Source organism: Opitutus sp. ER46, assembly GCF_003054705.1.
GTDB lineage: Bacteria > Verrucomicrobiota > Verrucomicrobiia > Opitutales > Opitutaceae > ER46.
In genome coordinates, this window is the sequence record NZ_QAYX01000024.1 from 495,729 (window position 1) to 509,841 (window position 14,113).

Consider the following 14,113-nt stretch of genomic DNA (forward strand, 5'->3'; position numbering starts at 1 on the left):
CGCAACCTGCCGCCATGCCTCGCCGCCTTTTCCGCTCTTCCCGTGCCGCCGGCCCGCGCCGCGGGTTCACGCTACCGGAGGTGCTGGTGTCGATGGCGATCTTCACCATGGCCGCGATCGTGCTCGCGGCGGCGTACATCGGCATCCTCAACGGCTACGACGCCGCGGCCCGGATGGGGACCTCGGACGTCGACGTCGCCTTCGCTCGCGCGTTGGTGCTCGCCGAGCCGGACCGCGAGAAGCTGGAGCAGGGCGGGGATTTCGATGCGGCCGACGGACGGCGCGTCCATTGGAGCGTGGAGATTTCGCCGACGACGATGCCCGACCTCTACCAGATCGTCTTCACCTGCGCGTTCTCAGGTGGGAACCAGCCGGTGAAGGGCGAGCCGGAGCAGGTCGTTGAAACCTTCCGCGTGTTGCGCCCGACCTGGGCGGTCGAGGTGGCCGAGCGCGACAAGCTGCGCGAAGCCGTGAAGGCGCGCATCGCCGAGATCCAGGGCAAGGAGGCCGGCGCCCGATGAGCTTGCGCCCGCCGTTCCACCGCCGCGCCGCCGGAGCGCGGGGCTTCACGCTCATCGAGATGGTCGTCGCGCTCGCGCTCGTGTCGCTCGTGCTGATCGCGATGAACACGTTCGTGTTCTCGATGACGGAGCTCTGGGGCAAGAACACCGACGTGCGGCTGTTCGAGCGGCACGTCCGGGCCGTCACGCGTTTCCTCAACCACGAACTCCGCGCGGCCACGTTTCCGCCGGCGGCGGTGGCCAACTCGACGCCCGTGGGCGTGCAGGAGATCCGCCCGCAGAGCGGCATGACGGAGAAGCTTCTTACCTTTGAACTGCCGGCGGGCAGCCGCCTGCTCGTCTGGCCCGAGCGTCCTCTCCCTGAGGTCGTGTGCTCGCTGCAGGTCCGGCGCGGCGAGGGGCTGCTGCTGCTGTGGCACTCGCGGCTGGAGCGCGACTTTGAAACCGACTCCCCGCGTGAGACGTTGATCACGCCGCTCGTGAGTGAAATGACCTACGATTATTACGACGCCGACCTGAGCCGGTGGACGACTGAGACGGCGCTGAAGCTCGACAACCAGGGCGAGGCGATGGCGCCGCAGCGGTTGCGGCTGAAGTTCACGTACCAAGGGCTCACCCGTGAGACGGTCATCATGATCCCAACCCCGAGCGCGACCCTGCCTGTATTCTGATGACTACCGCGCGCCAATATTGCCAGAGGCCGGAAGCCGGAAGCCAGAGGCCAGAGGCCGGAAGCCAGAGGCCGGAAGCCAGAGGCCAGAGGCCGGAAGCCGGAGGGCAGAAGCCGGATGTCAGAGGTCAGACGTCAGACGTCAGAGGTCAGACGTCAGAAGTCGGAGGCCGAAGGACGGAAGCCGGAGGCCGGAAGCCGGAGGTCAGATGTCAGACGTCAGATGTCAGGGGGCAAAAGTCGGAATCCAGAGGCCAAAAGCCGGAAGCCGGAGGACAGTTGGCGGAAACCAGAATCCGGAGAACGCCGGCCGCCACCGGACTTAGCCTGAACTCGTCCTCCGATCGCCGGCTTCCGTCCTCAGGATTCCAGCGTCCGGCCTCCGGCATCCGGCTTCCGGCTTCTGGAGTCTGGCTTCCGGCCTCTGGCTTCGGGCTTCCGGCTTCTGGCCGCCGGCAGCCGCCGAGCGGCCGGCGCGGGTCGGTGCTGATCATTGTCCTGATCACGCTGGTGTTCGCTTCGCTCGCGCTGGTGACGTTCATGGACAAGGCCACGAACGACTTGCTGGTCGAGCATCGCGAGGTGCGCGGGCAGCGGCTGCGGATGGAGGCCTACTCCGCGCTCGAAACCACGCTCTCGGTGCTGGAGGAGTTTCGGCAGGTGAGCGGCGGGCTGCACAGCCCGGCGGAAGGCTGGGGCGATCCGCTCGGCTTTGCCGAATACACGCCCAGCGAGGGCCGGGTGGTCGAAGTCAGCTTCGAGGACGAAAGCGGCAAGCTCTCGCTGCCGCAGGCCAACATGCAGGTGATGAGCCGGCTCTTTCAGTTTTGGGAAGTGCCGCAAGCCGACGCCGATGTCCTCGCCGACAACCTCATGGGCTGGATGAAGCGCGATCACATCTACGCGACGACGGCCGAGCCCAGCTACGACCAGGGTGTGCTCCCGTACGTGGCGCCGCTGCGGCCGCTGCGGTCGTACACGGAACTCGCTGCCATCGATAAGGTCCGCGAGTTTTTCTATGACGCCGACGGGCACCCCAACGACAACTGGCGCCGCTTCGTCGCCAGCGTCTCGTTGTTCAATTTCAACAAGACCAACATCAATGGGGCCAAGCCCGAGGCGCTGGCGGCGCTGGGGCAGTACGACGAAGTCCAGCAGCAGAACCTCACCTCGTACATCGCGGGCACCGGCGCGTTTCAGGTCAACGGCCCCCAGGTCATCAAGGAAATCGGCGAGGCCCAGCTGCGCGCGGGTGGGCAGGGCGGCAACCTCGACGCGTTCACCACGACGATCAGCGCGTTGCGCATCGTGATCACCGTGCGCGAAGGCAAAACCGAGTTCCGGCTGGCGGCCGTGGTTACGTACGGCGGTGCGGCCAAGACCGTGCAGGATACTGCAACCACGAATCGGAAGGAGACGTCCTCCTCTGCCGCCCAGAAGGCCAGTGACAGCCAAACCACGCCCAACGCGCAGAAGACGAGCACCAGCCGGAGCACCGGGAAATCTACGCAAACCTCGGCCAATCAGAATCTGCGCTACCCATTTACACTCTTGGAAATTCGAGAAAATGATGAGATCCCTCCTCTCCCGTCGCCCCCGGCTCCTGAGGGGGCGCTGTGACGTTCCTGCCACCCGCCACTCCTGATGTCCGCCTCTCCCCTCAGTTTCCTCCGTGCCGGTCCGCCACCACCGAAGGCGGTGCTGTTGCCGGACGGGTTGTTTTTCAACCGGGCGGTGCCGATCAGCGCGGGGGCGACCCCGCAGGAGGCGGCCACGCAGGTGGAGCTGGCGCTCGAGAGCATCGCGCCCTTCCCGCTGAGCCAGATGTTCTACGGCTGGTACTGGGTGCCCGGCGCGGATCACGCCTTTGTTTACGCCGCGTACCGGCGCCGCTTCACGACCGACCAGACAGCATCCTGGGGCCAGGCTGAACTGGTGGCGCCGGCGTCGGCCGCGCTGTTCGGCGGCGCGGTCGGCCCTGCCACGACGCTCCTGCTCGCCGGTGCGGAAGGACTGACGGCAGTGCATTGGGAGACGCCGCAGGTGCCGAGCCAGGTGGTGTACCGGCCGTACGCGCCGGAGGCGACCGAGGAGGACCGTGCGGCGGTGCGCGAGGAGGTCCTGCGTTCGCTGGGGGGCAGCAAGACCGTCGTCGACCTGCTGGTGCCGCCGGTGGCGGATCCCTCCTACAGCGACAAGGAGATCACTTTCCGTTCCGGCGACTTCGTGTCGCGTCTGCCCAGCAGCGTCGCGAGCGCGCTCGACGTCCGGGACAAGGGGGAACTCGAGGCTCTCCGCGCCGCGCGCAAACGCGACGTTGCCTTCTGGCGCGTGGCGCTCGGCTGCGTGGCCGCGCTCTTCCTGCTGGGCGTGGGCGAGCTGGCCCTCATCGGCGGTCACGCCTGGCAGCAGGTGCGGGTGGCCGAGGTCAACGGCCGCGCCCCCGCGGTGCGCAAGATCGAGGAGGCGCAGGACCTGGCCGCGACGGTGCAGGGACTCGTCACCAAGCGCTTCCTGCCGCTGGAGATGATCACCGCCGTCCTCGGCGTGAATGCCGAGCGCAAGCCCTCCGATGTCGTCATCACGCGCATCCAGAGCAGCGCGGGTGACGCCGCCCGCGGCGCGTTCACGATCGTGCTGGAACTCGAGACGACGAATCCCGCGCAGGTGCCGGCCTACGGCAACGAGCTGAAGAAGCTCCCCGAGTGCGAAGACGTGCACGTCGAGGTGCAGCAATCCCAGGGCGGCCGCTCGCGGTTCCGCGTTCTCGTCACCTTCAAACCGGGCATCCTGAAGCCCAACTCCGCATGATCCGTTCCCTTCGGGCCTTTTTCCTCAGCCGGGAGCTGCGCGAGAAGCTCATGCTCATCGTGCTGCTCGGCGTCGCCGTGGCGATGTGGGCCACGGCCTACGCCTCCCGGGCCGGCCGGTTCATGCGGCAGGTCAACACGACCACCGCCACCCTCAAGACGCAGGACAGCTGGCTGAACCGCCGCGTGGAGATCGAGGCCGCCACGAAAGCGGCGACCGCGCAGATGGATCCGGCGAAGACCCTCGACGCGACGGCGCTCTCAGTCCTCGTCAACCAGCTGGCGAACGACTCCGGCGTGCGGCCGAACGCCTCGAGCCCCACCACGACGAGCATCGGGCAATTCTCGATGCACAAGCAGCAGCTCGTGTTCAACAACCTGGAGTGGCGCGCCTTCACCTCCTTCTACCTGAAGCTGCAGGAGCGCGCCCCGTACGTGACCATCACGTCGCTGAGCCTGAAAGGGATGGGCGGCAATTCGGCGCTGATCGGCGGCAGCCTCGAGGTCGCTTCGTTCGAGATGCGCCATTGAGCGATCGGGCCGCGGGTTAGCTCGGCGCGTGGCGCGGGTCGATGAACCTGCGCCGCGGGCGAAGCTCCCTACGGTGCGGCCCGACTGTCCCCCGGGGAACTTACCCCGCGGAGGGGCGTCCGTGGGGGCGTTCCCACCCCCGTCATGCGTTCCTTACTCAGAAGCGCCGTGGTCGCTGCGGCGTGCTCCGTTGCGGCCTTCGCGCAGACCTCGGTACCCACGTTCTCGCGCGCCGTTGGCGAACGCGTGCTCACGCCGAACGGCGCGGCGGTCACGATCAACCTGGCGGACTATTTTACCGTGCCCGGCGTCACCGGCGAGGTGGTGTTGTTCGACACCTCGTTCGGCAAGTTCGCGGTCGACCTGCGGCGCGATGTCGCGCCCCGGCACGTCGAGAACTTCCTCGGGTATGTGCAGCGCGGGGACTACACCAACTCCTTCTTCCACCGCTCGGCGGCGTTTGATGCCAGCGGCAACTCCATCATCCAGGGCGGCGGTTACACCATCAGCGCGGCCGGCGCGGCGCAGATTCCGGCGCAGGCGCCGGTGCCGCTCGAGTACCGGCTGGCCAACGAGCGCGGCACGCTGGCGGCGGCGCGCGCGCCGGGGGATGTCAACTCCGCGACGAGCCAGTGGTACTTCAACGTGCGCGACAACTCCGCGCTCCTCAACGAGGCCAACAACGGCGGCTACACCGTCTTCGGCCGCGTGATCGGCAATGGCATGAGCGTGGTCGACGCGATCGCGGCCCAGCCGCGCGTCGACGCGCCGCCGTTCAGCGAGCTGCCGGTGCGGGACTACGCCGGGGGCGACGTGCAGATCCCCAACCTCATCCTCGTGAACTTCGTCCAGCCTATTAACCTGTTTCCCGGCAGCGCCGGGCAGTCGCTGGTGACGTTCACCGCGCAAAGCTCCGCCACCACGATCGTCGCCGCTGCGCTGAATGGGTCGCAGCTGACGCTCACGCCGGGTCTCGCCGGCACCGCGTACGTGACGGTGCGGGCCAGCGACGTCAGCGGCAGCAGCGTCGAGGGACGTATTCGCGTCACGGTGACGCCGGACGCGCCGGGGTTCACGCGGCCGCCGACTTCGCACACGATCGCGCGCGGGGACACGCTGGTGTTGAACGCGGGCGTGCAGGGGGCCGCGAGCTACCAATGGCAACGCAACGGGGCCGACCTCGCGGGCCAGACGGGCGCATCGCTCGTGCTAAGGAACGTGGCCGCCGCCGATGCCGGCGATTACCGCCTCGTGGCGCGCAACCCGGTGGGGACGGTGACGAGCGCGCCGGCGACGGTGACGGTGCGCGATGCCGCGGTGGGCGAGGTCGGGCGGCTGGTGAATCTTTCGATCCGAGCGCAGGCGGGGGCGGGCAACGAGGTGCTGATCATCGGCTTTCTGCTGGGCGGCGAAGGGACCAGCGGCACCACGCCGCTGCTGCTGCGCGGCATGGGGCCGTCGCTCAGCCAGCTCAACGTTAGCGGCCCGGTGCCGGACCCGATGGCGACGCTTTATCGCGGCTCGACGGTGATGGCGACGAACGACAACTGGGGCGGGGATGCGACCATTGAGGCGCGGCGGCAGCAGGTGTCGGCGTTCCCGTTTCTCTCGGCCGGCAGTCTCGACGCGGCCTTCGCCCTGGCGCCGGAAAGCGGCGCCTACACGATGCACGTGGCGGCGAAAGGCGGGGCGACGGGCTTGGCGTTGGCGGAACTTTACGAGGCGCAGCCCGCGGGCGGCTATGCGGCGTCGAGCCCGCGGCTCGTGAACGTCTCGGCGCGCACGCACGTCGGCGTGGGCAACGACGTGCTGATCGCGGGGTTCTCGATCCAGGGCAACACGTCGCGCACCGTGCTGATCCGCGGCATCGGCCCGGGGCTCGCCGTCTTTGGGCTGGAGGGCCGGCTGGCGGACCCGCAGATCAGGCTCTACCGGCAGGGCGAGAGCACGCCGCTGGCGGAGAACAATGATTGGGGCGGCGACGCGCAGATCAGCACGGTCGGGGACGCGGTGTTCGCGTTTCCGCTCCTCAATGCCGGCAGCACGGACGCGGCGATGCTGGTGACGCTTCCACCGGGGAGTTACAGCGCGCTCGTGAGCGGCGCCGACGGCGGCCAGGGCATCGCGCTGGTGGAAGTGTACGAGGTCCGCTGACGACTCCGATTTTCGCCGGCGGCGAAAATCGGAGAAAGGACGGTGGAGCGCAGGCCCACTGCGGACGGCGAAAACCGCAGCAGGTCAGCGCGTCTTGATGCTGGCGCTGACCTGGAAGACGGCGCTGACGATCGCGAAGGCGATGAAGCCGACGAAGACGAAGACGCCGAGCAGGACGGCGCTGGCGAGCACGTTGGTGAACGCGTTCAACTGGCGGGAAATGGCCTTCTGGTACGTCTGCGCGACCTGCTTGAGGCTGGGCACCACGTTGCCGGTGTTCTCACCGACGGAGAGCCGGTCGAGCACGAGGTCGGGGAAGCAGTTGGTGCGGGTGAGCGCGCCGGAGAGCGACTCGCCCTCGAGCACGCGGGCGGTGGCGGTGGCGAAGGCCTCCCGGTGTACGCGATTCTTGATCTGGCGCTCGGTCATGCGCAGCGCCTCGGCGGCGGTGATACCGTTCTCGAGCAGCACCGAGAGCGTCTGACTGAAGGCGAGGACGGTCTGCGAGACGACGAACGGCCCGATGAGCGGCAGCTTGAGCATCCAGGCGTCGGTGGCGGAGCGGCCGGCGTCGGTCTTGCGCCAGCGCCAGAACGAGCCCGCGAAGAAGAGCGCGGCGATGATGATGATCAGGCCCCAGTTGAGGACGAAGTCCGCGAGGCCGATCAGCAGCGTGGTGGAGGTCGGCATCTTGCCGCCGAGCGAGCTCAGCAGCGACTGCAGACGGGGCAGGAGGAAGAACAGGAAGAACAGGATGACGCCGCTGGCGACCACCACCATGAAGATGGGGTAGGCGAGGGCGGAGAGCAGCTGGCGGCGCAGTTCGCGCTGCTCGGTGAGGTGCGCGATGATGCGCTGCACGGTGTCGTTGATCGAGCCCGTGGCCTCGCCGGCCTGGATGAGGTTCGTGATCGAGGGATCGAACACGTCGGGGTAGCTCGCCATCGCGCGCCACAGCGCGGCGCCCTCGCTGATCTGTTCCCAGAGCCCGGCGCAGAGTGCGCGCAGGCGCGGCTCCTTCACGCGGATGGAGAGCAGGCGAACGGCTTCACCGGCGGAGAGGCCGGAGGAGAGGAGGTCGTAGAGCGCCTCGAGAAACGGCAGGCACTCGCTGCGCCGCGGGGTGTTGCCGCGTTTGCTCGAGGTGAGCGTCTGGACGAAATCGGGTTGCTCGGCTTTCGCGGCGGCGGGTTTGGGGCTGGAGCCGCCCACCTCGGCGACCGATGCCACCTGCAGGCCCCGGGAGCCCAGCACGCGCAGGGCATCGCGGCGGGTGGGCGCCTCGATCACGGCGGCGACACTTTTGCCGGCACGATCGCGGGCGGTGTAGGTGAATTTGGGCATGGGCCGGGGACGGGAAGGCGGAAACCGAGCGACGCGACGGCGGCGCCTCAGGCGTCGGTGACGGTGATCACCCGCAGGACCTCATCGAACGTGGTGTAGCCGTCCTTGATCTTTTCCCAGCCGCTCTGGCCGAGGGTGCGCATGCCGTTGGCGCGCGCGTGGTCGGCGAGCTTGCGGGTGCTTTCGCGGTGGAGGACCAGCTCGTGGATCTCGTCGTTGAGGCGGAAGATTTCGAACAGGCCGATGCGGCCGCGGTAGCCGGTGCCGCGGCAACGGTCGCAGCCGACGGGCGCCTTGAGGGCCTCGATCAGGTCGGCCTCGGCGGGACTCACGCCGAGGATGGAGAGGTTCTCGCGCAGCTTGACCTTGTTCACCGGGGCCGGTCGCGCGCACTCGGTGCAGAGCCGGCGGACGAGGCGCTGGGCGATCACGAGCTCGATGGCGGAGGCGACGAGGAACGGCTCGATGCCCATGTCGACCAGGCGCGTGATGGCGCCGGGGGCGTCGTTGGTGTGCAGCGTGGAGAAAACCAGGTGGCCCGTGAGCGAGGCGCGGATCGCGATCTCGGCGGTGTCCTTGTCGCGGATCTCGCCGACCATGATCACGTCGGGGTCCTGGCGCAGGACATGGCGCAGGGCGTCGGCGAACGTGAGGCCGATCTCCGGGCGGACCTGCATCTGGTTCACGCCGGGGACCTCGTACTCGATCGGGTCCTCGATCGTGATGATGCGGAGGTCGGTCGAGTTGATCTTCCGGAGAAACGCGTTGAGCGAGGTGGACTTGCCGGAGCCGGTCGGGCCGGTGACGAGGATGATGCCGTGCGGGTAGTCGAGCACGCGCGTGATCTGCTCCTGCTCGTCGGGGCTCATGCCCAGGCGGTCCATCGTGTACGCCTCCTTCTTCTGGTTCAGGAGGCGGAGCGAGATGGACTCAGCGTAGATCGTCGGGACGGTGGAGACGCGGATGTCGAGGACGACGCCGTGCGCCTTGAAGTTGATGCGGCCGTCCTGCGGCAGGCGCTTTTCCGAGATGTTCATCCGCGCCATGATTTTCAGGCGGGAGATGATGGCGTCCTGGAAGCGGAGGAGATTCTCGGGGACCGGCACCGGGACGAGCAGGCCGTCGACGCGGTAGCGGATGCGGAGCTGACCCTCCTGCGGCTCGAAATGAATGTCGGTCGCCTGGTCCGCGATGGCCTGGGAGATGACGTCGGTGACGAAGCGGACGACCGCGGCGTCCTCGTCGACCACCTCCTCGGCCTCCTTCTGGGCTTCGGGGGCGATGTAGCTGTCGTCGCTATCCTCGAGTGAGCCGGAGCCGACGCCGAAGTTCTCGATGATGAGCTGGTGCACGCGCTCGGGCACGGCGAGGTGCCAGGCCAGCGGGCGCGAGGTGAAGGTGTGCATCCAGTCGGCCATGACCTGATCGGGCAGCCAGGACGTCGCGAGATGGAGCGGCTTGGTGGCGAGCGGCACCTCGGCCTCGGTTTCGCCGGCGTCGGGACGGACGGGCTTGGCAGCGCCGTTGTAGCGGATCGGGATCAGGTGAAACTCGTGGACGAGCCGGGCGGGCAGCAGGCCGCGGGCCTCGGGGTCGGTCTCGAGATTGGTGGCGACGTCCATGCCGGCGGCCTCGGCCACGCGCGTGAGCATCTCGGGCTCGGGCCGTCCGAGGAGGGTGGCGAGCGTCTCAAGTTTCTTTTCGCGGGGGGCCTCGTTCAGCGCCTGCTTCTGCTCGTCGTTGAGCAGGCTGGCGATGGTGGACGGCAGGGGGGCCTGTTCGAGCACGGTCATGGGAGGGTGCCGAACCGGTTAGCGCGGGAGAATGCGGTCGAGCATCGGCTTCTTTTCCGGCGGGACCTGGCCGGGGGTGAGCTGCCGGAGGATGTCGTCGCGCTGGGGCAGACCGTCCACGCGCTTGAGGGCCTCGACGTTGTCGGCCGGCGTGTTGGTGAGCACGTAGGGACGCAGGAAGAAGATGAGCTCGCTGCGCGTGTTGTCATTCGTGCGCGGGCCGAAGAGGTCGCCGATGATCGGGATCGGGCCGAGCCGGCTGCGGCTCTTGGAGTTGTACTTCCGCTGCAGGCCGCCGAGGACGATGATCTCGCCGTTCTTGACGCTGACGAAGGAGGAGGTGGTGCGGTTGAGGACGATCGGGACCTTGTTGCCGTCGATCTCGGTTTCACCGCCGACCTCGTCGACCGTCTGCTTGATGTCGAGCTGGACGGAGCCGTCGACGCCGATCAGCGGCGTCACCGTGAGGTCGATACCGATCTTCTGCATCGTGGTCGTCGAGGTGGAGCCGCCGCCGAGGCTGCTGCTGACGGTGCCGCTGACGATCGGGCGGCTTTCGCCGACGAAGATGTTGGCCTCCTTGGCGTGGGAGGTGGTGATCGTCGGGTGCGAGAGGATGATGGTGTTGGATTTCGTTGCGGACGTGCCGAGCGTCACGATGCCCGTGAGGTCGATGGAGCGGCCGAGGCTGCCCGGCCCGCCGAGGCGGCTGGTGCTGGCGTAGGTCGTGTTACCGATGCCGCTGAGGGCGATGCCGGCGCCGGAGCCGGCGAAGCCGACGAGCCGGTCGCCGTCGAGTTGGAGCCCGAGCGAGGAGACGCCGGTCTCGTTGTTGTTCGTCAGCGTGACCTCGGTGATCACGACCTCGATGCGCACCTGGGCGAGCACGATGTCGAGTTTGTCGATCAGCTGCTTGAGGAGGCTGATGTCGTCGGTGGTGCCGGAGACGACGATGGAGTTGCTGCGCTCGTCGGGGACGACGGTGACGTAAGCGGAGAACTCGGTGGAGCCGGCGCTGTCGCCCAGGAGGCTGGCGACGGTCGGGGTGGCGTTGGCGGCGTTCCCGCCGGCGGCCGGGAGCGGGCGCGGTGTGGCGTCGGGTTGGGTGCCCTGGCGAAGCCGGGTCGACTGCGAGCGCTCGCTGACCTGGTTCTGGCCCTTGACGATCGAGGTCAGGACGGTGGCCATGTCGGCGGCTTTGGCGTGCTTGAGGTAGATGACGTCGTTGCGGGTGTTGGGATCGGCCTTGACGTCGAGTCTGGCAATGAGGTCGTCGAAGAACTCCACCTGGCGCCGGTCGGTGATGAGGATGACCTGGTTGGCGCGGTCGTCGGCGCTGTAGCTGGTGCCGGTGCCGATCTGCTGCTGGATGGGCTGCAGCATGGTGCGGATCTTGTTCACGACATCGCTGGCCTTGGCGCCGTTGCGCAGCTGGTAGAACTTGGTGGCCATGCCGCCGGCGATGGGGCGGTCCATCTCCTTCAGGAGCGTCTCGATGCGCTGCAGGTTGGAGATGCTGTCGGTGATGAGAATGGCGTTCGCGTTGGGGAAGAGGACCTGGCCGCCGAGGTTGGGATTGCTCAGCGTGGCGAGCATCGTCTGGAACTCCTGGGCGCGGAGGAACTCGAGCTGGAAGAGCTTGGAGGCGAGGGCGCTGCTCGGCGGCAGGTTCAGGGTGCTGTCCCAGATCAGCTCGGGGGCCTCGACGCGGGCGGCGTTGAGCTGGACGATCTTGAGGGCGTCCTCACCCATCGGGATGACGGCGATGCCGTTCATGGCCAGCATCGTCTCAAGGTAGAGCACCGCCTGGGACTTGGTGATCGGCTTGGTGGTCTTGAGCGTGTAGCCGGTCGGCGCAGCCGGGAGCGCCGGCGGCAGGAGGATGACCTTGCCGGTGTAGAGCTGGATCATGTCCAGCACGCCATCGATATCGATGCCGGCGAAGTTCATCGAGACCGGCTCGTTGTCGGTGACTTCGGGCGTATTAACGACTTGCGCAGGGGCGGCGGCGGGGCCCACGGGCTGGGCGGCGGCGGGCGGGTTCTGGGGCAGGGGCGACGGCGACTGCGCGAACGCGCACGAGAGAACAGCCAGAGGCAGGCCCGCGGAGCACAGACGGACAAAGCGCGAAATCATGCGAAGGAGAGGGAATTGGGTAGCAGCGGCGCGAAAGGCAAATCACAGGCCAATGCCTTGCCGATGTAAACGGTGATTTGTGAGGGACTCTGACGGCATTCGGGCTGAAAAGTTGCCGACGCTTTTTTGCATCGCAAAACCTCGGCCAGGCCTTTGGTTGGCCAACGCCTATGCCGAACAGCTTCGGACATCTCTTTCGCATAACCACCTGGGGCGAAAGCCATGGCGCAGCGGTTGGCGTGGTGATTGACGGATGTCCGCCGCGGCTGCCACTGGAGCCGGCGGAGATCCAGGCCGAGCTGGACCGGCGGCGGCCGGGTCAGAGTGACATCGTGACGCCTCGCAAGGAGGAGGATCGCGTGGAGATCCTGTCCGGCTGGTTCGAAGGCAAGACGACGGGGACCCCGCTTTCACTACTGGTGCGCAACGCCGACCAGCGGCCGGGTGCGTACGACGAGATGCGCGACAAGTTCCGGCCCTCGCACGCGGATTTCGCCTATCAGGCCAAATTTGGCATTCGCGACCACCGTGGCGGCGGGCGGAGTTCGGCCCGCGAGACGATCGGCCGCGTGGCGGCCGGGGCCATTGCCAAGAAGCTGCTCGCGCGGCGCGGGCAGGCGGCGGGGGGATCGCCGGTCGAGATCCGGGCGTTTTTGACCCAGGTGCACGACATCGTGGTGCCGGTGGGCGCGCTGACGGCGTTTCCCTCGCTGGCGGAAGTCGAGGCCACGCCGGTGCGGTGTCCGCATCTCCCCACGGCCGAGCGGATGATCGAGCGGATCAAGGCGGTGCGCAGCGAAGGCGACTCGGTGGGCGGCATCATCGAGTGCCGGGTGCGGGGCGTGCCGGCCGGGCTGGGCGAGCCGGTGTTTGACCGATTGGAGGCTGACTTGGCGAAGGCGATGCTGTCGCTCCCGGCGACGAAGGGCTTCGAGATCGGGAGCGGCTTTGGCGGCGCGGCGATGCGCGGCAGCGAGCACAACGACGCGTTCGAGTCGCGCGGGGGCCGCGTGCGGACGGTGTCCAATCGCAGTGGCGGCGTGCAGGGCGGCATCAGCAACGGCGAGGAACTCGTGTTCCGCATCGCCTTCAAGCCGACCGCCACCATTTTGCAGGCGCAGCGCACCGTCGACGTGAAGGGCGCGCCGACCGAGCTCATGGGCCGCGGGCGCCACGATCCCTGCGTGGTGCCGCGCGCGGTGCCGATCGTCGAGGCGATGACGGCGCTGGTGCTGGTCGACCACTGGATGCGCCAGGACGCCCAGTGCGGCGCCTTCGCCGGCTGAGGCCGGGGGACGTGGAGTCGCCGGCGAGGGGCGGGCCGGGCCGTGCGGACGCTTGTCTTCCGCGCCGTCCGGGACTTGCTGGGGGGATTATGGCAGCGTCCGAAAAAACTCTCGTTTACCTCGTGCTGGGCGCGGCGGGCTCCGGCCGGCGCCAGATCCTAGCGGACCTGATCGATGCCGGACTGACCTCCGCGGATCGCGCGGCGGTGCTGATCGAGGCGGGTGAGGTGGCCGATGCGGCCGATGGCAAGTTGCCCAACCTGGGCCGTTGGACCTGGCGCGACGCCAGCATCGAGGCGCAGATGCCCGCGGGCATGACGCACGTCTTCCTCGTGGCGTCGGGCCGCGCCAGCCAAGTGGACCAGGTCGAGGCGTTCAAGGGCTGGCTGGAGCTGCAGGATGCGGAGCTCGGGCGGATCCTGGCGGTGGTGAACTGCCAGCTTGTGGCGGCCCATTCGCCGCTGCTGGCCTGGTATGAGGCCTGTGTGCACTTCGCGGACGTGGTGCTGCTGACGAAGCGCGAAGGCGTGGAGAACAAGTGGCTCAGCGACTTCCTCACGCACTTCAAGAAGCAGTACTATCCCTGCGTGTTTGAGACGGTGAAGGCCGGGCGCGTGAAGAATCCGGCGCTGGTGCTGGATCCCCAGGCGCGCCGGATGACGCACGTCTTCGACGAGGAGCAGGACTGGATCCTCACCAACGCGGAGGGCGAGGAGGTCGACGAGGAAGATGAGAACCTCGACGAGGATGAGGAACTGCAGGCGAAGCCCGAGGAAGACCCCTATTTCGTGCGCCGCAGCGAGGGTGGCCGGCGCCTCAAGGAGCTGCCAGATATCAATAAGTTCCTATAGTTGGCGTGGGTGAAAAC

General features: G+C 67.9%; 11 protein-coding genes. 8 read left to right on the plus strand and 3 right to left on the minus strand.

Features of this window, described 5'->3' with window-relative positions:
• Nucleotides 1-14 precede the first annotated feature (14 nt).
• The 6 genes from DB354_RS17385 (at nucleotide 15) to DB354_RS17415 (ending at nucleotide 6,686) form a co-directional block, all read left to right on the plus strand.
• Nucleotides 15-521, plus strand: coding sequence for a prepilin-type N-terminal cleavage/methylation domain-containing protein (locus tag DB354_RS17385; protein ID WP_107836901.1), 507 nt, complete (start codon nucleotides 15-17; stop codon nucleotides 519-521).
• Nucleotides 518-1,192, plus strand: a complete 675-nt coding sequence (locus DB354_RS17390) for a prepilin-type N-terminal cleavage/methylation domain-containing protein (RefSeq protein ID WP_107836902.1) — start codon at nucleotides 518-520, stop codon at nucleotides 1,190-1,192. The genes DB354_RS17385 and DB354_RS17390 overlap by 4 nt, the downstream gene beginning before the upstream one ends.
• A 482-nt stretch (nucleotides 1,193-1,674) precedes the next feature.
• Entirely contained in the window at nucleotides 1,675-2,811 is a 1,137-nt protein-coding gene (locus DB354_RS17400) for a type II secretion system protein GspK (protein WP_107836903.1), read from the plus strand.
• 24 nt (nucleotides 2,812-2,835) lie between these two features.
• Entirely contained in the window at nucleotides 2,836-4,002 is a 1,167-nt protein-coding gene (locus DB354_RS17405) for a hypothetical protein (RefSeq protein ID WP_146180307.1), read from the plus strand.
• Nucleotides 3,999-4,532 carry a hypothetical protein gene (locus DB354_RS17410; protein ID WP_107836905.1) on the plus strand — a complete coding sequence of 178 codons (534 nt, stop codon included), beginning with the start codon at nucleotides 3,999-4,001 and terminating at the stop codon, nucleotides 4,530-4,532. Before DB354_RS17405 ends, DB354_RS17410 begins: the two co-directional genes overlap by 4 nt.
• A 144-nt stretch (nucleotides 4,533-4,676) precedes the next feature.
• Nucleotides 4,677-6,686, plus strand: a complete 2,010-nt coding sequence (locus tag DB354_RS17415) for a peptidylprolyl isomerase (protein ID WP_107836906.1) — start codon at nucleotides 4,677-4,679, stop codon at nucleotides 6,684-6,686.
• An 84-nt stretch (nucleotides 6,687-6,770) separates the two neighbouring features.
• Here the strand turns inward: DB354_RS17415 and DB354_RS17420 are convergent, their stop codons facing one another.
• Genes DB354_RS17420 through DB354_RS17430 form a run of 3 tightly spaced genes read right to left on the minus strand, consistent with a single transcriptional unit; the run spans nucleotide 6,771 to nucleotide 11,959 of the window.
• The gene (locus tag DB354_RS17420) at nucleotides 6,771-8,030 is read right to left on the minus strand and encodes a type II secretion system F family protein (protein ID WP_107836907.1); all 1,260 of its coding nucleotides are present in this window, start codon (nucleotides 8,028-8,030) and stop codon (nucleotides 6,771-6,773) included.
• Between the two features lie 47 nt (nucleotides 8,031-8,077).
• On the minus strand, nucleotides 8,078-9,823 hold the full coding sequence (locus DB354_RS17425) for a GspE/PulE family protein (RefSeq protein WP_107836908.1): 1,746 nt from the start codon (nucleotides 9,821-9,823) through the stop codon (nucleotides 8,078-8,080).
• A gap of 18 nt (nucleotides 9,824-9,841) precedes the next feature.
• Entirely contained in the window at nucleotides 9,842-11,959 is a 2,118-nt protein-coding gene (locus DB354_RS17430; protein WP_107836909.1) for a secretin N-terminal domain-containing protein, read from the minus strand.
• A gap of 170 nt (nucleotides 11,960-12,129) precedes the next feature.
• Here DB354_RS17430 and aroC point away from each other — a divergent pair, with 170 nt between their 5' ends.
• Entirely contained in the window at nucleotides 12,130-13,245 is a 1,116-nt protein-coding gene (aroC, locus tag DB354_RS17435; protein WP_107836910.1) for a chorismate synthase, read from the plus strand.
• Nucleotides 13,246-13,334: 89 nt separating this feature from the next.
• Nucleotides 13,335-14,096, plus strand: a complete 762-nt coding sequence (locus DB354_RS17440; RefSeq protein ID WP_107836911.1) for a hypothetical protein — start codon at nucleotides 13,335-13,337, stop codon at nucleotides 14,094-14,096.
• Nucleotides 14,097-14,113: the final 17 nt, after the last annotated feature.